Genomic DNA, 21,376 nt, shown 5'->3' with positions numbered 1-21,376 from the left:
GCGCGGAACGCGGAGGCGCCGCTGGGCGCGCCGTCCCGTGTGCCCACCCGTCCCGCCCCAGCGGGACGATTGCCCACACGGCGGTGGGCCGGGGCACCGTCCAGCCCCGGCGCGGGTCCCACACGGCGGTGGGCCGGGGCACCGTCCAGCCCCGGCGCGGGTCCCACACGGCGGTGGGCCCGGGCGCCGCCCAGGCCGGGCGCGGGCCCGCACGGCGGGTGGGCGCGGCCCAGCGCGGGCGCGGGTCTCACACGGCGCCGGGTGCCCCTCCACGGCGGCGGTCGCAGGGCGCTGCCTCGGCCTCGTAGTCGAGCACGGTCTCCGCCATGCCCGGGATCCTACGGTGGGTCAGCTCGCGCCGTGGCCCGGGGCGATCCGTTCGACGCGGTCGGCGAGTTCGAAGTCCTTCTCGGTGAGGGCGCCGCCCGCGGAGTGGGTGCTCACGGCGACGGCGACCGTGTTGTAGCCGAGGGTCAGGTCCGAGTGGTGGTCGAGCTCCTGCTGGATCTGGGCCACGTGGACGACGAGCGCGGTCGCCGCGAAGTGGTCGCCGAGCCGGTAGGTGCGGGTGAGCCGGTCCGCGTCGACGGACCAGCCGGGGAGCTCCCTCAGGCGGTCCTCGATCTCCTTCTGCGACAGCGGCTGTGTGGGCACGGCGGTGCTCCCTCCGGTCGGGTGGTGCGGGGTGACGGGGTGACGGACAGGGCCCCGGGGGAAAGCTACCCGGCGTCCCCCTCTGGGATACCGTCTGGCCATGACAACTGTCGTGACCGACACGGGGGTGGGCCCGCTGCTGCGCGGATGGCGTGAGCAGCGGCGGCTGAGCCAGCTGGAACTGGCGCTGCGCGCGGACTCCTCGGCGCGGCACATCTCCTTCGTGGAGACGGGCCGTTCCCGGCCGAGCGAGGAGATGGTGCTGAAGCTGGCCGAGCACCTGGAGGTGCCGGTGCGCGAGCGGAACGCGCTGCTGCTCGCGGCGGGGTACGCGCCCCGGTACGCGGAGTCGCCGCTGGACGCGCCGCGTCTGGAGACGCTGCGCTGGGGGATCCAGCAGCTGCTCGACGGGTACGAGCCGTATCCGGCGCTCGTGGTCGACGGCACGTACACCGTGGTGGCGGCGAACCGGGGGATCGAGCTGCTCCTCGGCGGGATTCCGGAGCATCTCCTCACCCCGCCGATGAACGCGATGCGGCTCACCCTGCACCCGGAGGGCCTGGCGCCGCGGATCCGGAACCTGCGGGAGTGGCGGGGCCATCTCCTGGCCCAGATGGAGCGTCAGATCGCGCTGGCCCGTTCGGAGCCGCTGCGGGAGCTGTACGAGGAGGTGGCGGCCTATCCGCTGCCCGAGCGGATCGACCCGGAGGACCGGCCGGACGCGGAGCCGTACCCGTACTTCGCGCTGCCGCTGCGGATCGAGCACGACGGGCGGGTGCTGTCGTTCGTGTCGTCGATCTCGACGTTCAACACGCCGATGGACGTGACCGTCGCCGAGCTGGCCATCGAGACGTTCCTCCCGGCCGACCCGGAGACGGTCGCGTACCTGCGGTCGCTCGCCGCGGCTGCGGCGGGCGCCTGACCCTTCAGCGGGCGGCGGGCGCGGCGGCCCTGAGGGCGGCCCACTGGAGCGCGGCGAAGCCGGCGACGGTGGCGGCCTGCATCGGGGTCCAGAGCAGGCCGGCGGTGGTCGGCTCCAGCCAGGCGACGAGGGCGACGACGCTGAGGACGGCCCAGAGGACGTTGGCGTCGACGACGAGCTTCACGGCGAGCGCCGGGGGCTGCGGGCGGCTCGCGAGCCAGGCGACGCCGGCGGCGAACGCGGTGAGGAACAGGCCGAGTTCGAGGAGGAGTCCCGCGTCGACGCCGAGGAGGTCGCCGAGCGGGCCGGAGGCGGCGAGGTAGGCGATCCCGTTGGCCCCGGTGACGACGGCGTCGAGGGCGAGGAAGCGGCGCACCGCGGACTGGGGGCGGGTGGTGCGGGCGAGGCCGGCGAGCAGGGTCTGGGACATGGCGGATCACCCTCCAGAGGGGGGACGTTCGTGCGGGTGGTGGGCCCGGAGCCCGAGCGGAGTGCGCCGCCCGGGTTCCGGTGTCCATGAGCATGCCGGGCGGCGCGGAGGGGGTCGATTACCTGCCGGGTAATGCCGGTCCGTGGGCGGCCGTGCCGTCGCTCCCCCGGGGTGAGTAGTCTTCGCGCCGGGGTGGCCGGAACCGGTGCCCCGGAGGGGGGAGAACGCCGATGGCGTGGAACAGGGAACGGGCCATGGTGGCCACCGGGGACGATCACAAGGTGACGCCCGCGGAGCTCTTCTTCGACCTGGTGTTCGTGTACGCGATCACGCAGGTCACCGCTCTGATGGCGGCCGCGCCCTCGCCGGTGCGGATGGTGGGCGCGATGGTCGTGCTCGCGCTGCTTTGGTGGTGCTGGTGCGCCTTCGCCTGGCTGGGCAATGTCGTACGGGCCGATTCCGGCGCCCTGTTCGGCGTCCTCGTCACCGTGATGGCCGTCGTCCTGATCGTGTCCCTCGCCGTGCCCAGGGTCTTCACGGACACGCCGGGCGGGCTGTCGGAGCCGTTGGTGTTCGTGCTCTGCTACGGCGCGGTGCGCACCCTGCACCTGACCTCGTACTGGCTCTCCAGCCCGGGGGACGCCGCGCTGCGGGCCACCCTGCGGCGTACGGCCATGGCGTCCGTGCTGCCGCCGCTGGTGCTGCTGCTCATCGGCTGCGCGTACGACGGGCGGGTCCAGCTCCTGTGGTGGCTGGGGGCGGTGGCCGTCGACTACGGCGGGATCTACATCACCGGTTCCTCCGGCTGGCGGGTCAACTCCCCCGGGCACTTCGCCGAGCGGCACGGTCTGATCGTGATCATCGCCCTGGGCGAGTCCATCGTGGCGATGGGCGTCGGCGTCTCCGGCTTCCCGCTCTCGTACGCGGTGCTCGGCGCCTCGGCCGCGGGGCTGCTGCTCTCGGCGGGGCTGTGGCGGCTGTACTTCCGGCAGCTCGGCGAGGCCGCCGAGCACCGTCTCACCTCGCTCGACGGCGACGAGCGCACCCGCTTCGCGCGGGACGTCTACACCTTCCTGCACCTGCCGCTGGTGGCGGGGGTCGTGCTCTGCGCGCTCGGGATGAAGAAGGTGCTCCAGCAGGTCGCCGACACCGCGCACTACGACCTGGCCGAGCCGCTGCACGGCGTCGTGGCCTGGTCGCTGACCGGGGGCGTCGGCGTCTATCTCCTTGGCGCCGCCGCGATCGTGCTGCGCACCTCGGGCCGGCGGCCGACCGCCCTGGCCGTGGGCGGGGTGTGCTGCCTGGCGGCGGGCCCGCTGGTGGGCCTGGTCCCGGCCCTGGTGGCCCTCGTGGTGCTTGCGGCGACGGCGACGGTCCTGGTGAGCCTGCACACGAGGCGGGGCCCGAACCGGTCGCCCGAGGATCAGGCGGCCTGAGGCGGGCGCGGCCTGCCGGAGCGGGGAGGGCTGGAGCGGGGAGGGCCGGATCGCCCTGCCCGGGTCTCAGTGCAGGTCACAGGCTCGGGCTGGAGGATCGTGACGGTTCGCCAGGTACGGAGCCGGGTGAACGTACAAGATCCAGAAGAAGGGCGCGCGGGCGCATCTAGCTCGTCACACTGGCCCCATGGCCCCCACCAGCCCCACTCTCATAGGTTCCGTCCGTCGAGCGCTGGCTCTGCTCGAACTCGTCGCCCAGCACGGCGAACTCACCGCCAAGCGCCTCTCGCGGATGGCCGGGCTGCCCCTGGCCACCACGTACCACCTGCTGCGCACCCTCGTCCACGACGGCCATCTGCGCCATGAGCGCGGGGCGTTCCGGCTCGGGCCCGCCGCGCCGCGGCTCGCCGGGCAGGAGCGCGGACACGGCGCCCGGCTGCCGGACTGGCTGCGGATGCTGGGCGAGGAGCTCGACGCGCCCGTGTACTACGCGGCCATGGACGACGGCGAGGTCGAGGTCGTCATGGGTGTGGAGGTCCCGGGGCGTCCGGTTCCCGAGGAGTGGGCGGAGTTCCGCGCCACCGCGCACGCCCACGCGCTGGGGCAGTGTCTCCTCGCCCAGCTGGACCCGGAGGCCCGCCGGGCGTATCTGGCGCGGCGGCCGGTGAGCCGGCTGACGCCGCGGACGGTCCCGGACGAGGAGGCGCTCATGCGCAGGCTGGCCGGGCTGCGCCGGGGCGTGCCCGTGGTCGAGCGGGAGGAGTACATGCTCGGCACGGTGTGCGGGGCCGTGCCGATCACGGTCGGCGGGGTCCACTCGGCGGTGGGGTTCTCGCTGCCGGTGGACGAGGAGGACCGTCTCGAGGAGACGGCGCTGCGGCTGCGCGTCCGGCTCGAACGGGCGTTGACGGCCCATGCCTTCACGGTGCTGACCTGAGGTCCGTCGGCCTCCCGGAGGGGGCTCCGGGAGGCCGGTGCGAGGTTCAGCCCAGAGGGCGTTCCCGGCGGAGGCCGTCCTTCCGGTGGGCGGGCGGCTCGGGCGTCGGCGCGGGTGCCGGGGTGCCGGGCTCGGGGGCGGTGCGTTCGGTGCGCCGGGCGCGGGCGGCCTCGGCGCGCAGCAGCGCCTGGAGGACGGCGTACGGGTCGACGGGCATGACGGGGCTCCTCGTGGTACGGGGGTGATGGGGGACTGCGGGGAGGCGGGGCCTCTCAGCAGCGCATCACCACGCACCGGAGCGCGTCGTCGCCGCGCGGGGCGGGTACGGGGGCGGAGGCACGGGCCCGGCGTGGGCCGTGCGGCCGGGGCCCGGGCACGGCGGGGCGCAGGCCCGTGCCGGCCCGTCGGCTCCGGCCGGGCAGTCCGGCCTCGGTGGCGGCCTGGTCGTGGGTCTCGCCGCCCGGGTCGGAGGCCGGGGCGGCGGCCGCGGCGCGCGTCTCGGCGACGGGGAGCGCGGCGGCCGCCCCGGTGCCGAGCAGCGCGGCGAGGACGAGGAGGAGCGCGATCCACCGGTGCCGGCCCCGGTCCGGGCGCGCCCGGCGCCCCGCCGGGGTGGCGGGCGCGGCGGGCGTCTGGCGGTCGGGGCTCACGGAGATCCGTACTGCCCCGCCGTGCGAGGAGTGCGGCGCCCGCGGTCCGAGATCCGCCCGGGCGGCCTACGCGCGGGCCCCGGATTTCACCGCCCTGGCCGTCAGGCCGTGGCGCGCTGCTTGCGGGCGGCCATCCACGCGTACACGAGCACGCCGGCGAAGAGGAACAGGACGCCTTGGTAGACGGCGGCGTAGCCGGAGCCGGCGACGAGCCAGAGGGAGAAGCCGAAGGCGGCGAGGGCGAGGACGCCGTCGCGGGCGAGCCGGGCCCGGGACACCTTCTCGGACTGCCCGGAGAGCAGGAAGTAGATCTGGGCGGCGGTGGACAGCAGGTAGGGGACGGTGGCGGTGAAGGTGGTGACGAGGACGAGGATCTCGAAGACCCCCTTCGTGCCGGCGGTGTAGTTGTAGACCGTCAGGAGCGAGGCGAGGACGACGGTGACGAGGACGCCGACGGTCGGCACGCCGCGCCGCTTGACGGTGAAGACCTTCGGGAAGAGTCCGTCGCGGGCGGCCGCGTAGGGGGCCTGGGCGCTGAGCAGGGTCCAGCCGTTGAGGGCGCCGAGCATGGAGACCATGGCCATGCAGGCGACGGCGGCGCCGCCCCAGGAGCCGCCGAACATGGCGTTCACGGCGTCGGAGAAGGGCGCGGTGGAGTCGACGAGCTTGTCGTGGGCGACGGTGCCGAAGACGGCGAGGGTGCCGAGCAGGTAGACGGCGGCGGCGCCGAGGGTGCCGAGGACGGTGGCGCGGCCGACGTTGCGGCGGGGGTCGCGGACCTCGCCGGCGCTGACGGCGGCGGACTCGACGCCGAGGTAGCTGAAGAGCAGGATCGCGGCGGAGGCGGAGACCGCGCCGAGCGCGCTGCCCCCGCTCGGGTGGAAGGGCCCGAGGTTGGCGCTGTCGAAGAAGAACAGGCCGCCGACGGCGACCAGGATCAGCGGGACGAACTTGAGCACGGTCGCGACCAGCTGCACGGCGCCGACGTAGCGGGTGCCGGCCAGGTTGGCGAGCGCGGGCAGCCACTGGAAGGCCAGGGCGGCGGCGATGGTGGCGGGCGTGGACGTGTGGACGGGCACGAGGACGTCGAGGTAGCCGACGGCGGCGACGGCGAGGGCGGCGTTGGAGACCCAGGCGGTGATCCAGTACGACCAGGCGGCGAGGAAGCCGGCGAAGTCGCCGAAGGCGGCGCGGGCGTACACATAGGGTCCGCCCGTCTGCGGCAGGCGGTGGGCGAGCCGGCCGAAGACGAGGGCGAGGGCGATCGCGCCGAGGGTGAGGACGCCGAAGGCGACGAGGCTGATGGTGCCGTACGGGGCGACGGAGGCCGGCAGCAGGAAGATGCCGCCGCCGATGATGTTGCCCATGACCAGGGCGGTCGCGATGGGCAGTCCGAACCGGCGGGCGTGCGGGGTGCCCTCCTCGTCCGGGGTGCCCTCCTGCTGTGCCGTGTCCCGCTGTGGAGTTGTGGTGGCCGTGCTCATGGGGTGGTGCGCCTTCCGTCGTGCAAATCCGGACCATCGTCCGGTAAGGGCGAACAGGCGTCCAAATCAGCGGTTTTTGTCCTGCGCGACCGGGTCGTCAACCGGAAGAACTGATTCCGATGCGCCCGTGGACGAGGAAATCTCCAGAGGCCCCAGCGGCACCTGCGGCCCCGACGACTCGCGCAGCCAGCGCCGCAGCACCCGGTGCACCTGCTCCGCCCCCACCAGCTCCTCCCCCTCCCCCACCGGCGGCGAGAGGTCCGGCGGCGAGAGCAGGAAGGCGTGCGACTGCTCACCGCCGAGACCGCCGTGCGAGCCGATCTGCTCCTCGAAGGCGTGCACGGTGCCCGTCGCCGGGTCGTACAGGGAGTTGACCATGATGTCCGCGACGTGCGGGAAACCGTCCGTGCGCCGCACCGCCCGCGCCGCGCCCCGCCCGAAGACGGCGAGCGGCCCGTCGTCCGCGAGCTCGGCGACCGGCACCTCCACCCCGTCGCGGGCGAGCACCACCGAACCGTGCTCGGCGCTCGCCACCAGCACGAAACCGACGCCCGGATGGTGCGCCAGGGTCCGCAGCAGTGCCGGATGGCGGCGGTCGATCTCCTCCCGGGTCATCCGGTGCGGCACATCGGGGAAGGAGACGAGACCGAGGTTCCCCGAGGCGAGGACCACCGGCTCGGAGAGCCGCGCGGGCAGCTCCCGCGCCGTCTCGTCCTTCTCGTCCACCGGCCGGTGCAGGGCGCTGCGCAGCGCGTCCCTGGCCGCGTCGCGCGCCTCGGAAGCTCCCCCGGACTCCGTCCGCGGGTGCCCCCATCGGGTCCGCCGTGCGCGGCGCGGCACCGGGAGCCCGCACCCCGCCCGTACGAGCTCCTTCAGCGTCAGACCGTACGCCGACGCGAAGGTCTCGCCCGGGGACTGCCCGTGGTCGGAGAGGAGCACGATCCGGTACGGGCGCGGGGCGTGCTCGGCGACGGTCGCGATGAGCGCGATCGCCCGGTCGAGGCGCTTCAGGACCTGGTCGGTGTCGCGGCCGTGCGGTCCCGAGTGGTGCGCCACCTCGTCGTACGCGACGAGGTCGGCGTAGACCGCGGTCCGGCCGGCCAGCATGTCCCCCATCACGGCGGAGACCACCACGTCCCGCTCGACGACCGTCGCGAAGGCCCGGACGAAGGGGTACGTGCCGCCGCGCGAGACCCTCGGGGTCTCCCGGCGCAGCCGCGCCCGCGTCGACTGGTACATCTCCCGGGCGCACTCGGCGACCAGCGATCCGGCGGTGCGGACGGCGTTGGCCGGGTCGGAGAAGTACGCGAAGTAGCCGGCCCGGGAGCGGTTGCGGCGGCCCCGGCGGGCGGCCATCGACAGGACGAGGGCGAGCTGGTCGGCGCCGCCGCTGAACAGGTTGCCGCGGGAGGCGCCGTCGACGGTGAGCAGACCGGCGTCCCCGGTGCGGCGCACGGCCCGCCGCTGGAGCTCGACCGCGCTCGCCGGGCGGTTGGACACCATGAGGCGGCCGGTGTCCTTCTCGTACCAGCGGAAGGCGGGCACGTCCTCGTTGGAACCGTGCAGGATGCCGAGTTGGCTGGCGCCGGTCTGGCTGGACCAGTCGGTGCGCCAGGGAGTGAGCCGGTGGCCGGCGTCCAGCCAGCCGGCGACGGTCGGCATGAGACCGTCGGCGACGGCGCCGCGCAGCACGTGGTGGCCGACGCCGTCGAGCTGCAGGAAGACCGTGCCGGGCACGGCCCCCGCCAGGTCGACGGGGTCGCGGGGGCGGGTGCGGCCGGTGAGCCGGTAGAGCCGGCGCCGGTAGGCGTCGTCGTCGCGGACGGCGAGGGCCGTGGAGGTACCGGAGGCGACGGCGGACATGACGGCGGCGACCACGACGGCGGTCTCGGGGTCGGCGGCGCCGCGCCCGTCGGGGATCAGCCAGAGCGCCACGAGCAGCAGCGAGCCGTTGAGGAAGAAGACGAGCAGGCCGAGGACGAGCGCCGGGACGAGCAGCAGGGCCCGCACGATCACCGGCCAGACGAGCGCGCCGAGCAGACCGAAGGCGCCCGCGGCCGTGGCGGCGGTGAGGGCGGTTCGCGTGAAGCTGTCGCCGTCGGCGGACTGGAGCTCGAAGTCGGGGAGCAGCCCGGCGAGGACGAGCATCGTGAGCGTGGACACCGCCCACACCGCGACCATCCGCCCCACCGCTCTGCCCGCGGACCGCCAGCGGTCGGCGCCACCCCATCGCCCGTCACCCACGCCCGCTTCACCTTTCGCCCGTTTCCTGCCTCAAGCGTGGCACAACGGCCGCGATCGGGCGGGAAGGGCGGGGGCCGGGAGCCGGTGGTGAGGAAGGGGGTTCAGGAACCGTCGTATCCGGCGGTGGGCATCGACAGCCGCCGGTGCACCCCCGCCTTCGCCGCCGTGTCGTACGGGGGTTCGTCAAGTCCGACGGTCTCCACCCGCACCCCCCGGCGCTCGCACTCGGCGCGGAAGCCGGGCACGGAGGTCAGCGCGCGGGCGAGGACCCGCTCGCTGGGCGCCACGAAGAGATCCACCGTCCCGGCCTCCACGTCGGCCCAGAGCTCCGCGTGGTCCGGGCGGATTCCGTAACAGAACAGCTGGCGGGCGAGCACGTACCCCTTGTCGTCCGCCCAGCGGGCGCACACCGCGTGCTGGCCGCGCGTGTCGACAAGGAAGGGGTCGCTGTCCAGCTCTTCGAGCGGGGTGAGGCTGGCGATCGCCGCCACCCGAACGTCGTCCATGGGCCGACCCTACTGCCGGAAGGTGATGCCCGAACATCCTCCGGAGCATGCTCCGGACATTTACTCTCGTTACGGAACGAGCACGGACGACGCGGAGCAGAAGGGCGGCATGCCGGTGGAGGTCACCTGGTGGGGTCACGCGACCTGCACGGTCGAGGACTCCGGGGTCCGCTTCCTCACCGATCCGCTGTTCGCGCGGCGGCTCGCCCATCTGCGCCGGCGGCGCGGCGCCCTGCCTCCGCCCGAGGCAACCCGGGCCGAGGCCGTCCTCGTCTCGCACCTGCACGCCGACCACCTCCACCTCCCCTCCCTCGCGCAGCTCCCGCCGGGGACCCGGGTCCTCGTGCCGCGCGGCGCGCCCGCCGCCGTACCGGGGCTGCGCAGGCTCGACCGGCACGGGCTGCGGCTGACCGAGGTGGAGCCGGGCGACGCGGTGACGGTGGAGGGCGTGACGGTACGGGCCGTCCCGGCACTCCACGACGGGCGGCGGCTGCCGGTCGGGCCGCACCGCTCCCCCGCGCTCGGGTACGTCGTGGAGGGCGAGGCGCGGACGTACTTCGCCGGGGACACCGGTCTCTTCGACGGCATGGCGGACGCGGTGGGCCCGGTGGACGTGGCCCTGCTGCCGGTCGGCGGCTGGGGACCGTACCTCGGGCACGGTCATCTCGACGCGGGGCGCGCGGCCGAGGCGCTCGCCGCGCTCTCGCCGGCGGCGGCGGTGCCGGTGCACTACGGCACGTACTGGCCGATCGGGCTCGACGGGGTGCGGCCGCACGAGTTCCACGCGCCGGGCGACGAGTTCGTCCGGCACGCGGCCCGGCTCGCACCGAAGGTGGCGGTCCACCTCCTCGGCCACGGCGACCGGGTGCGACCGGAGGTCGCGCGGTGACGGAGGGACTTGCGGCCCGGGGGCGCGGGGTGACGGAAGGACTTGCGGCCCGGGGTCGCGCGGTGGCGGAAGGACTTGCGGCCCGGGGTCGCGCGGTGACTGGAGGACTCGCGGCCCGGGGTCGCGCCGTGACGGAAGGACCGCGGGAGGTCGCCCGGTGATCGGTGGTCTCACCGGCATGGTCACGGCGGTGCGCGAGCTGCCGCCCGAGTCGACGCAGCAGGCGGTCGGCTATCCCTCGCTGTTCCTGCTCGTGGCGCTCGGCGCGCTGGTGCCGGTCGTGCCGACGGGCGCGATCGTCAGTTCGGCGGCGGTGGTCGCCTTCCACCAGTCCTCGCCGTTCTCGCTCCTCTTCGTCTTCCTGGTGGCGGCGGCCGCCGCGCTGCTCGGTGACACGGCCCTCTACTGGCTCGGGCAGCGCGGGGTCCGTTCCCGCAACGGCTCGCGGTGGCTGGCCGCGCTGCGGTCCCGGGTGACGCCGGACCGGCTCGCGCACGCGCAGGAACGGCTCGACACGCACCAGGTGTCGGTGCTCGTGCTGTCCCGGCTCGTGCCGGCGGGGCGGATCCCGGTGATGCTGGCGTGCCTGCTCTCGGAGATGCCGCTGCGCCGCTTCGTCCGGGGGGACGCGGCGGCGTGCCTGGCGTGGGCGGCGACGTACCAGCTGATCGGGATCCTGGGCGGCTCGCTGTTCCCGGAGCCCTGGCAGGGCGTGGTCGCGGCGGTGGGCCTGACGGTGCTGATCAGCGCGGTCCCGGCGCTGTGGCGGCGGCTCCGCCGGACACCCCGGGAGGCGCCGTCAGGGCACGAGCACCCGTGAGGCGCCGACCGGCAGGTCCCACAGGTCCTCGCGGGGCAGGCCGGCCTTCTCCCAGGCGGCCCTGACCCGGGTGAGGGGTTCGAGGACCGGCTCGGAGGAGAGCACGAAGGTGGCCCAGTGCATGGGCGCCATCCGCCGCGCGCCGAGGTCCTGGTGGGCGCGGACCGCCTCCTCGGGGTCGGTGTGGACGTCGCTGAGCCACCAGCGCGGGTCGTACGCGCCGATCGGGAGGAGCGCCAGGTCGATGCCGGGGTAGCGGCGGCCGATCTCGGTGAACCAGTGGCCGTATCCGGTGTCCCCGGCGAAGTGGACGCGGCGCCCGGCCCGGTCGGTGAGCACCCAGCCGCCCCACAGGGAGCGGCAGGTGTCCAGGAGGGTGCGCTTGGACCAGTGGTGGGCGGGGACGAAGTCGAAGCGGACGCCGTCGAGTTCGGCGGCCTCCCACCAGTCGAGCTCGGTGACGCGGCTGAACCGGCGGCGGGTGAACCAGCGGCCGAGTCCGGCCGGGACGAAGACCGGGGTGTGCCGGGGCAGCCGCTTGAGGGTGGGGCCGTCGAGGTGGTCGAAGTGGTTGTGGCTGATGACGACGGCGTCGACGGGCGGCAGGTCCGCCCAGCGGACCCCGACGGGGGTGAGCCGGGCCGGTGTGCCGAAGATGCGGCGGGACCAGACGGGGTCGGTGAGGACGGTGAGTCCGCCGACGCGCAGGATCCAGCTGGCGTGCCCGGCCCAGGTGACGGCGAGGGTGTCGGGTCCCGCGGGCGGCAGCGGGCCGGGCTCGAAGGGCAGCAGGGGGATGTCGCGGAGGCCCTCGGCGCGGGGGCGTACGGCTCCTTCGCGGGCGAGGCGGGCCAGGGCCCGGACGCCGGGCAGGGGTGCGGTGAGCCGGTCGGCGAAGGTGCGGGGCCAGTCCTGGCGCAGCCGTCCGAGGGGCTGGAGGAGGGGCGCGGGGGCGGGGGCCGGGGGCGCGACCCGGCCGGGGTACGGGGCCTGTCCGGCCCGGGCGGGGGGTGCCGTCCGTTCGGTCATCTGCGGGCTCCGTTCCGCTCGTGCTCGGCGCTGGGTGGCGGGGTCGTGGGACGCCGGCGGGGGAACGCGTGCGTCCTCGCTCTCATCGGAGTTCCTCCAGGGCTCCCCCGAACTCCTCCAACGCCCGTGCCACATGGGGAAGTTCCACCGGCTCGGCGGCTCCGAGGGTTTCGGCGCGCTCCTCCTCGCCCGCGCCGAGGAACATGCCGGTGCCGAACCTGACGCGCAGCGCGCCGAGTTCGTCGCCGAAGCGGTGGCCGCCGGTCGCCGGGGCGCCGAGCCGCTCGGTGAGGTGGCTCTCCAGCTCCAGGGAGTCCGTGACGCCCCGGGCGGCGAGCCCGGCACGCAGCGGGCCGAGGTCGGCGTAGAGGTGGCGGCCGGCCTGCGGGGGCCGGGCGAGGGCTCCCGCGTCGAGGACGGCGCGGTACGCGGCCGTCGCGAGCAGTCCGTGGACGGTGGCGGCGCGCCGGGCCCGTACGGTGACGTCCTCGGGTTCGTCGAGGGCGTGGGCCACGGCGGGGGCGACGGGCCCGGGGACGAGGGCGCCGAGGGCGGTGAGCACGTCGAGGACACGGGCCCGGGGGTCGGTCCAGCGGTCGGCGCGGGACGGGTCCGTGGGCGGGAAGCGGGCGACGGCGCAGGGCCAGGCGGCGGGGGTGAGGGCGCCGCCGAGGTCGGTGAGGACGGTGACGTCGTCGGGGCACATCTCGGCGGGGCTGAGCAGCACGGTGTCGTGGTGGTGGAGGGTGTCGCGCCAGGTCTCGTCGCTGATGACGTGGAGGCCCTCGGCGACCGCGGCCTCGCAGGCCTCGCGGACGAGTTCCGGCGGGGCGACGGTCGCGGTGGGGTCGTCGGCGACGGAGATCAGCAGGACCCGGGGGTCGCCGCCCTCGGCTCGGATCCGCCGGACGGTCTCCAGGAGGGCGTACGGGTCGGGGACGCCGCCGGCCTCGGCGGGCGTCGGCACGTGGTAGGCGGGGCGGCCGAGGAGGCGGGCCTGCGGGGTCCACCAGGCGGGGCAGGGGCGGGGCAGCAGGAGGTCGCCGCCGTGGGCGGCGATCAGGGCGAGCAGGAGGGCGGGGGCGCCGGGGGCGGCGACGACGTCCTCGGGGTGGGTGCGCAGGCCGCGGCGCCACCAGTAGCCGGCGGCGGCCTCGCGCAGGACGGGTCCGCCGCCGGGAGGCTCGGGGGCGGCGCGTCCGGCGGCCGCGGCGAGGAGCCCGGCGAGTCCGGGCAGCACCGGGAGGCCGGTGTCGGGTGCGGGTGGTCCGTAGCGCACCGGGCCGCGGCCTTCCGGAGCCGTCTGCCGCATGTCCCGTACCTCCTGAGCGCACGGGGGCGCCGGGCAGGCACCCCCGTGCCCTTTATACGAAGGTTCGGGCGTTTCCGCCCCTTCAGACGACGGTGACCGGGTGACGCACGACCGCGTTGAAGAGGTACCCCTGGGTGTTGTGGACGGCCCGCTCGGGCTGGGTGTTGCCGGCGGCGTCGGTGGTGCGGGAGAGCAGCGTGGCCGGCCCGGTGGTGTGCGGGCGCCACGGCACGCTCCAGCGGACCCAGCCGTCGCGGCGCGGGGTGTCGTGGAGGTGGGCGTGCCGCCAGTGGGCGCCGCCGTCGGTGGAGACCTCCACGGTCCGCACGGGCGCGAGGGCGGACCAGGCGCGGCCGGTGAGCCGGTGGAGACGGCCGGCCTCCAGGGTGGCGCCGAAGGGCAGCTGGTAGGCGGACTTGAGGGTCTGGCGGGTGATCGGCGCGCTGCCGCCGGCGGGGTGGGCGTCGCCGAAGAGGCGGTACCAGGAGGTGGACCAGGGCGAGGTCAGCGGCTTGGTGGAGACCTCGATGTCGCCGAGCCACTTGATGGAGGCGATGCCGACCCAGGAGGGCACGACGAGCCGGACGGGGTGGCCGTGGTCGTACGGGAGGGGCTCGCCGTTCATCTCGTACGCGAGGATCACGTCGTCGAGGGCCTTGGCGACCGGCAGCGGGCGGCGGACCCGGCCGTGGTCGACGCCGCCGGAGACGTACGGGTCGTCCAGGCCGCGCGGCTGGACGTCGACGGCGTCGTGGGCGATCCCGGCGCTGCGGAGCACGTCGGCGAGGCGGACCCCGCGCCAGCGGGCGGCCCCGACGGCGCCGAGGGTCCAGGGGGTGCCGGTGACCGGCTCGCCCTGCTGGGTGGCGTAGAGGCTGCGGCCGTTCCCGGCGCATTCGATCAGGGCCGTCCGGGTGACGGAGGGCAGGTCGCGCAGCTGCCCGTAGGTGAAGGTGACGGGGGTGCGGCCGTGGAGTCCGTCACCCCAGAGGGTCAGCCGCCAGTCGGAGGCGTCGAGGACGGGGGTGGAGGTGTGGTTGCGGACGAAGAACCGGTCGGCGGGGGTGAGGAGGCCGGTGTCGGCGAGGTTGTCGAAGCGCGCCTCGGCGTTGGTGCCGCGGACCGTGAAGTACTCCGGCGGGAGGGCTTTGACGATGCCGGGCGCGGAGCCCGCCCCGACGTTCAAGGGATCGGCGTACGCGGGGGCGGCGGTGGCGAGCCCGCCGAGGGCGGACACCGCCGGACCCGCTGCGAGCAGCTTCAGGAGGGAGCGGCGGGCGGGCGCGGGCGAGTGCGGCACGGGACTCCTCGGCACGTGGGAGAGACGGACCGCCGGGCGGCGGCGGGCCCACCCTAGGGGCGCGGGGGCGTCCGGGACGGTCCGTTCACGGGGCTGTCACACGAGGGTTCGTCAGGTCGACGGCCGGGGCGCCGGGGGCCGTCCGTCAGGGCGAGGGCCGAGGCACGGGGGCCCGATCATCGGGGGCGACGGCCGAGGCACCGGGGCCCTTCCGTCAGGGCGAGGGCCGAGGCGCCGGAGGCCGTTCGTCCGGTCGACGACGCCGAGGCACCGGGGCCGCGGGAATGCGGAGGCGGCCGGGGCGCGCGCGGGGACAGAATGGCGCATGCCGATACGTGAAGCGTTGCCCGAGGACGCGGCCGCACTCGCCGCCGTTCACGTCCTGTCCTGGCAGGCCGCCTACCGCGACCTCGTCCCCGACCCGTACCTCGACGCCCTGGACGTCGACGAGCGCGCCGCCACCTGGCGTGCCCGTCTCACGGCCCCCGACCGGCCCACGGTGCTCGTGGCGGCGAACGACGGGCGGCTCGTCGGGTTCTCCTGCTTCCGGGCCTGGCCGGACGGGGAGTTCGCGGCCGAGACCACGGCCGAGCTCGCGGCGCTGTACGCCCTGCCGGAGGTGTGGGGCACGGGCGTCGGCCGGGCGCTCCTCGCCGCGTCCACCAAGGCGCTCACCGCGGCCGGGTTCCAGGCGGCGGCGCTGTGGGTTTTCGCGGACAACGCGCGGGCGCGGAGGTTCTACGAGGCCGCGGGGTGGCGGCCGGACGGGACGACGGTGCGGGAGGAGACGGGCGGGAGGGTGCTAGAGGAACTCCGGTACCGGCGCGACCTGTTGAAGTGACCGAGTGTCCACATCCCAAGACATGGATCTCATCATTCGGCCGACGTGCGTACGGTGGAGGCACGCACCCACACCGAGGGAGTCGCTTCGATGACGCACGCCTCCGCGCAGCCCGCGGCCCATGAGACCGCCGTCTACACGCACGGCCACCACGAGTCGGTCCTGCGCTCGCACAGCTGGCGGACCGCCGCCAACTCCGCCGCCTACCTGCTGCCCGAACTGCACGCAGGCCTGGACGTCCTGGACGTGGGCTGCGGGCCCGGCACCATCACCGCCGATCTGGCCGCGCTGGTCGCGCCGGGCCGGGTGACCGCGGTCGACGCGGCCGAGGACGTGCTGGCCAAGGCCCGCGCCGTCGCGGCCGAACGCGGCCTGGAGAACGTCGAGTTCGCGGTCGCCGACGTCCACGCACTGGACTTCCCCGACGACTCCTTCGACGTCGTCCACGCCCATCAGGTGCTGCAGCACGTCGGCGACCCCGTCCAGGCGCTGCGCGAGATGCGGCGCGTGTGCCGGCCCGGCGGGGTCGTCGCGGCCCGCGACAGCGACTACGGGGCCTTCGCCTGGTTCCCCGAGCGGCCCGCGCTGGACGGATGGCTGGACCTGTACCACCGGGTCGCCCGCGCCAACGGCGGCGAACCGGACGCGGGACGGCGGCTGCTCTCCTGGGCCCGGCAGGCCGGCTTCACCGACGTCACGACGACGGCCGGCACCTGGTGCTTCGCCACCCCGGAGGAGCGGGACTGGTGGAGCGGCATGTGGGCGGACCGTACGACCGCCTCCGGCTACGCCGACCAGGCCGTCGAGGGCGGGCACGCGACCGCCGGCGAACTGGCGTCGATCGCGGAGGCCTGGCGGGAGTGGGGCAAGCAGGAGGACGCCTGGTTCATGGTCCCGCACGGCGAGATCCTGTGCCGGGTGTCCTGACCCGGAGCGCTTGGGGCCCGGCCGGCGTTCCGGGCGGGCCCGCACCCGCGCATCAGCTCGGGCGCATCCGGAACTCGTAGGCGTCCGGCAGCGGTTCGTCGGTGAGCTCCGCCCAGACCTCGCCGAGGATCTCCGCGCCCTCGCGCAGGTCCGCGACCTCGAAGCCCTCGTCGAAGACCGCGCGGGCCTCGCCCGGCCGGCCCTCGGCGAGCAGGATCCGGACCTCCAGGAGACGGAACGCGCCCCTCCCCCGGACCCCGTCCGGAAGACGCGCCCACAGCTCCCGGGCCCGGGCGGCCCGGCCCGCGGCGAGCAGCGCCGCCACGCCCTCCCGGCCCAGCGCCACGGCCACGGCCTCGCCGCCGTCCCGGTCCTCGTGGTCGGCGAAGGCCTCCGCGAACCGCTCGGCGGCCCGCTCCGGGTGACCGTCCTCCCGGTCGGCGACGGCCAGGCAGTACAGCAGCGGCCAGCGCACCTCCGCCCCGCGCAGTCCGCGCTCCCAGCTCCGTACCGCCTGGGCGCGGTCCCCGGCGTGCCACTGGGCGATCCCGAGGTGGTACTCGGTGGACGGGTCGGCCGGGGCGGTCTCCAGCATGTCCCGCCAGGGCGCGGCGACCAGCGGCGCGCCCGGTCCCGCGCCCTTCGCCGGGGGAGGCAGGACGCCGGTGCGCAGGAGTTCCCGCCAGGGTTCCTGGTCCGGGCCCAGCGTCGACTCGGGGAAGGGCGTACCGGGCAACGCGTGTCCCCCGCGCAGGACTTCGAGCGCTCCCCAGCCCGAGCCGGCCGCGAGGACGGTCTCCGGCTCGGCGTCGGCCGCCTCCTCGCGCCAGGCGGTGTACGCGGCGTCGACGGCGGCGCGGGGCAGCGCCGCCTCCAGCCGGTGTTCGACGTCCGCGCAGGCGGCGGCCCAGTCGTCGCCGAGCGCCGTGGCGGGGTCGGCGGCGAGGGGTCCGTACGCCTCCAGCCAGCTGAACTCCGCTCCGCCCGCGAGCTCCAGGTGCTCCAGCTGGGTGCGGGCGAGTCCGGCCTGGATCTCGGCGTAGCCGGGGGTGCCGGGTTCGGTCAGCCACTCCTGCCAGCGCCTGCCGCCGCGCTCGGTGCCCCACAGGAAGAGCTTGCGGCCGCGCAGCGCGTCGGTGGATGTCTGGACGAGTCCGCGGCCGTCCGCGTCGAGGGCGGCGATCCAGCGGCGCTGCTCCTCGGGCAGGTCGTAGAAGAAGTCGGCGGCGTGGGCGCCGTTCAGCGGGTACGAGCGGTCGGTGCCGTCCTCGGTGACGGGCACGGGGAGGCGGGTCAGGCCGCGGTCGTAGCCGTGGTGCCAGGCCGCGTCGGCGGGCGCGAGGACCCGGCGCTCCTCGGGGACGGCGATGTTGGACCACCAGTAGGCGGGGGCGGTCCGCTCGTGGGGGTTGCGGACGCGGACGCCGACGTAGAGGAAGTCGGAGCCTTCCGGGAGCCACAGGTCGACCTGGAACGGCAGGTCGCGCAGCCGTTCCCACTCCCACAGGCGGAGCATCGGGCCGCCGTCGGGGGCGCGGACGGTCGCCGCGTGGAGGGGCGAGCAGGAGAGGGTGGTGTGGCCGGTGGCCCCGATGTTCCACTCGACGCCGCCGGAGAACCAGGCGCCGTTGAGGGCGAAGGCGGCGGGCTGGAGGACGGGGTTGCGGTAGAGGAGTTCGCGTCCGGTGGGCTTGTGGTGCAGGGAGTGGACGCGGCCGCCGAGGCCGGGCAGCACGGTCACCCGGAGCCGGTCGTTCTCGATCACGATCGTGTCGAGGTCCGCGGGGGTGCGCTCGCGGCCGTAGCCGTCGCGCACGGGGGCGGGGAGCAGGCTGCGCAGGGGTGCCCGTCCGATGCCCCGGGCCATGTCGCGCGGGAGTTCCGCGAGGGTCCGCGCGTCGACCGCGTGTGCCCCGGCACCGGCGGGGGCCCGCAGTGCGGGGAGAGGGTTGTCCGGGCCCAACGGGGCCGCGGGCAGCGTCAGTACGGCACGTCGTACGGTCGTCATTGATCCATGGAACACGCCGGAGCCGGTCCTGACCAGGGGTTCTCCACGGTTCTCCGCGTCCGGCACCGGTGCGCGGATATTCCGGGCGGAGGCGGCGCTCGCGGCCGTAGGGTGACCGGTCGGAACCATGACACAAGGGCACAGGGAGTACGAGGAATGGGCACGCAGCACACCTACCGGGTCATCGTGCGCGGCACGTTCGACGGTCTGTCGGAGGAGAGCCGGGCGCGGCTGCTCGCCGAGGTGGAGGACCACGGGATGGCGGCGATGCAGTTCACGGAGGAGGGCTCGCTGGCCTACGACCGGACGCTGAAGGCCTTCTCGTACCGCCTGGTCGTCGTCTCGGACGCCGAGGACGGCGACGAGATGGCGGGCGCGATCGCCGAGGACCGGGTGGAGAGGGCGCTCGGGGAGCTGGGCCACGGGTACAAGGCGCTGCGGTCGACGGTGACGGACCTCGACACGATGAAGATCAACCGCAAGCGCTAGTCGGAGGCCGTGATGGCCCAGCGTTCGTGGTCGCGCCAGGCTCCGTCGATGTGCAGCATCGCGGGCGAGAAGCCCTCCAGGCGGAAGCCGGCGCGGCGGACGAGGGCGCGGGAGGCGGTGTTGCCGGGCTGGATGTTCGCCTCCAGGCGGTGCAGTTCCAGGGGCCCGAAGGCGTGGGCCAGGACCAGGCCGAGGGCCTCGGTGAGCAGTCCGCGTCCGGCGGCGTGCGCGAAGGCGCCGTAGCCGAGTGCGCCGCTGCGGAAGGCGCCGCGGACGATGTTGTTGATGTTGACGAAGCCGGCGATCCCGCCGGCTTCGCCGCGCTCGCACACGAGGAAGCCGACGCGGGCGGGGTCGCCGGTCAGGGCGCCGGCGTAAGCGGCGTACGCCTCGGGCGTGCACGGCGGGAAGAGCCAGGGGTGATGAAGCTCCCGGCTCTCACGGGCACGCGCGGTGAACTCCTCGGCATCGGCCACGGAGAAGGACCGCAGACCCACGCGGGGCCCGGCGGCGAGGTACGAACCATGATCGTCGGCCATGGGGCCAGGCTATGCGGCGGGAGCGGCGCCCGCCCCCCGTTGTGGGCAGGCGTTCCGCAAGGGGCCGTGCCCACCCCTCGTTGTGGGCATGCGTTCCGCAAGGGGCGTGGGGGTCCCCCCTGCTCGAGCGAAGCCGAGAGCTTGGGGGAGGGTGGGCACACGGAACGGCGCCCTTGCCGGCGCCCGAGGCTCCCGAGCCTGAACCCGCACCCCTGGTGGCGCCGTCGTCGTGGTGCGGGCCAAGGCGCGGAACGCGGAGGCGCCGCTGGGCGCGCCGTCCCGTGTGCCCACCCGTCCCGCCCTGCGGGACGATTGCCCACACGGCAGCAGGCGCGGGCCCACACGGCGGCGGGGGCGTCAGCGGCGGGCGTCGCGGACGCGGGGTGGGCAGGTCTCGCCCTTCCGGACGACTCCGATCATGACCGTGGTGCGCCGGTCGAGGCCCGTGCCCGCCGCCGGGTACTGGGTGCAGACCTGCCAGCGCGGCGGCCACAGCACCCGCCGGTCCCGGCCGCTCACGTCGTGGACGTCGAGCCGGGTGCGGCGGGGCAGACGGGTGAAGACCCGCCACAGGCCCCGGTCGAGGAAGTCGGGCATCGGCCGTGTCCCGGCCTCGTCGTCGGGTGCCGCCGCCTCCTCCGCCGAGGAGGCGGCGAGGGCCGCGAGGGCGAGGACCGCGCCGCCGACGACGACGGCGGCCCGCCTCACTTCCGCCTCCGGGCCGCGACGTAGTAGCCGCAGGCGGCGCCGAGGAGCGCGGCCACGAGCAGGGCCACGTAGAGCGGCATCGTGACCTCGGGGATCAGCAGGCGGATCTTCACCTCGCGGGTGTTCTCGAAGATGAAGACCAGGGTGAGGACCGCGACCGCGATCATCGCGATCCGGCCCGGGGTGAAGGCGCCGGCGAACCGGGACGACGTGTCCCCGCCCGCTGTCCGTGGCGTGTGCTTCGGACTCATTGCCCGGCCCCTCTCCTCCGTCGTGCCGTCGGTCGTACCCGGCCACAGCCGTGGGACCAGAATGGGACGCGCGGCGCCCGCCCGTGACGGCGAGGAGAGCCGTACGGGTGACTTGTCAGACAACGTGGGCCGACTACCGTGGTGCGCAGACCGGCGGAGAGCAGGCCGGGGACGAGACGAGGAGGGGCCGTGGCGGTCAGCGGACAGCGGCGGCGACCGGTCGTGGCGCTCTACGAGCGGATCGCGGACGCCGTCCACGACGGCACCTACCCGCCGGGCTCCACGCTCCCCTCCGAGCCGAAGCTCGCCGCCGAGCTGGGCGTCAGCCGGCCGGCCCTGCGCGAGGCCCTGCTGCTGCTCCAGGAGGACGGCGTCCTCACGGTACGGCGCGGGGTGGGCCGCACCGTCAACGACCGTCCGCCCCGGCGGGGCTTCGAGCACGTCCAGCCGCTGGAGCAGCTGATCGGCGCGGGCGCCCCGCTGCGGGTGCGGGCGCTGGTGCGGACCGTCGAGGAGCCGACCGACTTCACCACCCAGCACCTGCTCGCGCCCGCCCGCGCCGAGCTGCGGTTCTGGGAGTCCGTCCTGACCGGGGAGGGCGCGGCGGCGGCGCTGAGCCACGAGTGGGCGGCGCCGGACGAGCTGCTCGACCGGGTGCACCCGGAGTTCGGGCGGGCCCTGCGGGAGGCGGCGGCGGACGCCGGGGGCGCGGTCTCGATGCTCGCGGTCCTGGTCGCGGCCTCGCGGGAGACGGCCCTGAGCGCGCACAGCGGGATCACGGCGACGCTGCTCGGGCGGCGGCGCGGGGAGCAGCTGGGCCGCCCGGCGGACACCCCGGCGGTCCTGGTCACCCAGGTGGTGCGGGTCGGCGAGACGCCGGTCCTGGCGGCCAAGCACATGCTCCCGACGGGCACGCCCGCGCTGCCGGTGCTGCAGTCGCACTGAGGCCGGGAGAAGGGGCCCGCGGGGGGCCTGCCAGGTCCGTCACAGCACCGGGCCC

23 protein-coding genes are annotated in these 21,376 nt (G+C 75.3%); 9 read left to right on the top strand and 14 right to left on the bottom strand.

The window, feature by feature from the left end; translation table 11 throughout:
• Positions 1–348: 348 nt before the first annotated feature.
• Positions 349–654: a 4a-hydroxytetrahydrobiopterin dehydratase gene (locus ACWGN5_RS15790; RefSeq protein ID WP_453515211.1), complete on the bottom strand. Its 306-nt coding sequence runs from the start codon at positions 652–654 to the stop codon at positions 349–351.
• A gap of 100 nt (positions 655–754) precedes the next feature.
• On the opposite strand from ACWGN5_RS15790, the gene ACWGN5_RS15785 reads away from it, so the two are divergent.
• Positions 755–1,576, top strand: coding sequence for a helix-turn-helix domain-containing protein (locus ACWGN5_RS15785; RefSeq protein ID WP_453515209.1), 822 nt, complete (start codon positions 755–757; stop codon positions 1,574–1,576).
• A 4-nt stretch (positions 1,577–1,580) separates the two neighbouring features.
• Here the strand turns inward: ACWGN5_RS15785 and ACWGN5_RS15780 are convergent, their stop codons facing one another.
• Positions 1,581–2,006 carry a hypothetical protein gene (locus ACWGN5_RS15780; protein ID WP_453515208.1) on the bottom strand — a complete coding sequence of 142 codons (426 nt, stop codon included), beginning with the start codon at positions 2,004–2,006 and terminating at the stop codon, positions 1,581–1,583.
• Positions 2,007–2,236: 230 nt separating this feature from the next.
• Between ACWGN5_RS15780 and ACWGN5_RS15775 the strand changes: the two genes are divergently transcribed.
• Both ACWGN5_RS15775 and ACWGN5_RS15770 read left to right on the top strand, forming a co-directional pair.
• Entirely contained in the window at positions 2,237–3,442 is a 1,206-nt protein-coding gene (locus tag ACWGN5_RS15775) for a low temperature requirement protein A (RefSeq protein ID WP_453515206.1), read from the top strand.
• 187 nt (positions 3,443–3,629) lie between these two features.
• Complete coding sequence (locus ACWGN5_RS15770; RefSeq protein WP_453515205.1) at positions 3,630–4,379, top strand: IclR family transcriptional regulator; 750 nt, start codon at positions 3,630–3,632, stop codon at positions 4,377–4,379.
• Positions 4,380–4,425: 46 nt separating this feature from the next.
• Here the strand turns inward: ACWGN5_RS15770 and ACWGN5_RS15765 are convergent, their stop codons facing one another.
• The 5 genes from ACWGN5_RS15765 to ACWGN5_RS15745 form a co-directional block, all read right to left on the bottom strand.
• Positions 4,426–4,596 (bottom strand): hypothetical protein, encoded by a 171-nt coding sequence (locus tag ACWGN5_RS15765; RefSeq protein WP_453515204.1) that lies wholly within the window; start codon positions 4,594–4,596, stop codon positions 4,426–4,428.
• A 55-nt stretch (positions 4,597–4,651) separates the two neighbouring features.
• Positions 4,652–5,029, bottom strand: coding sequence for a hypothetical protein (locus ACWGN5_RS15760; protein ID WP_453515202.1), 378 nt, complete (start codon positions 5,027–5,029; stop codon positions 4,652–4,654).
• Between the two features lie 101 nt (positions 5,030–5,130).
• A complete protein-coding gene (locus tag ACWGN5_RS15755; protein WP_453515201.1) occupies positions 5,131–6,513 on the bottom strand; it encodes an amino acid permease in 1,383 nt (460 codons plus the stop codon).
• 66 nt (positions 6,514–6,579) lie between these two features.
• On the bottom strand, positions 6,580–8,694 hold the full coding sequence (locus ACWGN5_RS15750) for a phage holin family protein (protein WP_453515216.1): 2,115 nt from the start codon (positions 8,692–8,694) through the stop codon (positions 6,580–6,582).
• 164 nt (positions 8,695–8,858) lie between these two features.
• A complete protein-coding gene (locus ACWGN5_RS15745; protein WP_365221420.1) occupies positions 8,859–9,263 on the bottom strand; it encodes a hypothetical protein in 405 nt (134 codons plus the stop codon).
• A 109-nt stretch (positions 9,264–9,372) separates the two neighbouring features.
• On the opposite strand from ACWGN5_RS15745, the gene ACWGN5_RS15740 reads away from it, so the two are divergent.
• A complete protein-coding gene (locus tag ACWGN5_RS15740; protein ID WP_453515199.1) occupies positions 9,373–10,152 on the top strand; it encodes an MBL fold metallo-hydrolase in 780 nt (259 codons plus the stop codon).
• Positions 10,153–10,330: 178 nt separating this feature from the next.
• A complete protein-coding gene (locus ACWGN5_RS15735) occupies positions 10,331–10,972 on the top strand; it encodes a DedA family protein (protein ID WP_453515215.1) in 642 nt (213 codons plus the stop codon).
• Here ACWGN5_RS15735 and ACWGN5_RS15730 read toward each other — a convergent pair.
• The 3 genes from ACWGN5_RS15730 to ACWGN5_RS15720 all read right to left on the bottom strand — a co-directional run bounded on the left by ACWGN5_RS15730 (position 10,952) and on the right by ACWGN5_RS15720 (position 14,613).
• A complete protein-coding gene (locus tag ACWGN5_RS15730; protein ID WP_453515198.1) occupies positions 10,952–12,001 on the bottom strand; it encodes an MBL fold metallo-hydrolase in 1,050 nt (349 codons plus the stop codon). The two genes, ACWGN5_RS15735 and ACWGN5_RS15730, sit on opposite strands and share 21 nt — an antisense overlap.
• 82 nt (positions 12,002–12,083) lie before the next feature.
• On the bottom strand, positions 12,084–13,313 hold the full coding sequence (locus tag ACWGN5_RS15725; RefSeq protein WP_453515197.1) for an aminotransferase class I/II-fold pyridoxal phosphate-dependent enzyme: 1,230 nt from the start codon (positions 13,311–13,313) through the stop codon (positions 12,084–12,086).
• 82 nt (positions 13,314–13,395) lie between these two features.
• Positions 13,396–14,613, bottom strand: coding sequence for a sulfite oxidase (locus tag ACWGN5_RS15720; protein WP_453515195.1), 1,218 nt, complete (start codon positions 14,611–14,613; stop codon positions 13,396–13,398).
• A 325-nt stretch (positions 14,614–14,938) separates the two neighbouring features.
• On the opposite strand from ACWGN5_RS15720, the gene ACWGN5_RS15715 reads away from it, so the two are divergent.
• Both ACWGN5_RS15715 and ACWGN5_RS15710 read left to right on the top strand, forming a co-directional pair.
• Positions 14,939–15,454: an N-acetyltransferase family protein gene (locus tag ACWGN5_RS15715; protein WP_453515193.1), complete on the top strand. Its 516-nt coding sequence runs from the start codon at positions 14,939–14,941 to the stop codon at positions 15,452–15,454.
• 90 nt (positions 15,455–15,544) lie between these two features.
• Positions 15,545–16,381: a methyltransferase domain-containing protein gene (locus tag ACWGN5_RS15710; RefSeq protein ID WP_453515191.1), complete on the top strand. Its 837-nt coding sequence runs from the start codon at positions 15,545–15,547 to the stop codon at positions 16,379–16,381.
• 52 nt (positions 16,382–16,433) lie between these two features.
• Here the strand turns inward: ACWGN5_RS15710 and ACWGN5_RS15705 are convergent, their stop codons facing one another.
• Positions 16,434–18,389, bottom strand: coding sequence for a DUF5107 domain-containing protein (locus ACWGN5_RS15705; protein WP_453515189.1), 1,956 nt, complete (start codon positions 18,387–18,389; stop codon positions 16,434–16,436).
• A 156-nt stretch (positions 18,390–18,545) separates the two neighbouring features.
• Here ACWGN5_RS15705 and ACWGN5_RS15700 point away from each other — a divergent pair, with 156 nt between their 5' ends.
• Positions 18,546–18,878 (top strand): DUF6204 family protein, encoded by a 333-nt coding sequence (locus ACWGN5_RS15700; protein ID WP_453515187.1) that lies wholly within the window; start codon positions 18,546–18,548, stop codon positions 18,876–18,878.
• Here ACWGN5_RS15700 and ACWGN5_RS15695 read toward each other — a convergent pair.
• From ACWGN5_RS15695 to ACWGN5_RS15685, 3 genes are all read right to left on the bottom strand, one after another.
• The gene (locus ACWGN5_RS15695; RefSeq protein ID WP_453515185.1) at positions 18,875–19,417 is read right to left on the bottom strand and encodes a GNAT family N-acetyltransferase; all 543 of its coding nucleotides are present in this window, start codon (positions 19,415–19,417) and stop codon (positions 18,875–18,877) included. The two genes, ACWGN5_RS15700 and ACWGN5_RS15695, sit on opposite strands and share 4 nt — an antisense overlap.
• A gap of 357 nt (positions 19,418–19,774) precedes the next feature.
• Positions 19,775–20,125 carry a hypothetical protein gene (locus ACWGN5_RS15690; protein WP_453515184.1) on the bottom strand — a complete coding sequence of 117 codons (351 nt, stop codon included), beginning with the start codon at positions 20,123–20,125 and terminating at the stop codon, positions 19,775–19,777.
• The gene (locus ACWGN5_RS15685; RefSeq protein WP_453515183.1) at positions 20,122–20,376 is read right to left on the bottom strand and encodes a lipopolysaccharide assembly protein LapA domain-containing protein; all 255 of its coding nucleotides are present in this window, start codon (positions 20,374–20,376) and stop codon (positions 20,122–20,124) included. The genes ACWGN5_RS15690 and ACWGN5_RS15685 overlap by 4 nt, the downstream gene beginning before the upstream one ends.
• A 189-nt stretch (positions 20,377–20,565) precedes the next feature.
• On the opposite strand from ACWGN5_RS15685, the gene ACWGN5_RS15680 reads away from it, so the two are divergent.
• A complete protein-coding gene (locus tag ACWGN5_RS15680) occupies positions 20,566–21,321 on the top strand; it encodes a GntR family transcriptional regulator (RefSeq protein WP_453515181.1) in 756 nt (251 codons plus the stop codon).
• Positions 21,322–21,376 lie beyond the last annotated feature (55 nt).

The organism is Streptomyces sp. NPDC055815 (assembly GCF_053616475.1).
Note: the sequence above shows the minus strand (reverse complement) of the source record. Positions and strands in the feature narration are given on the sequence as shown.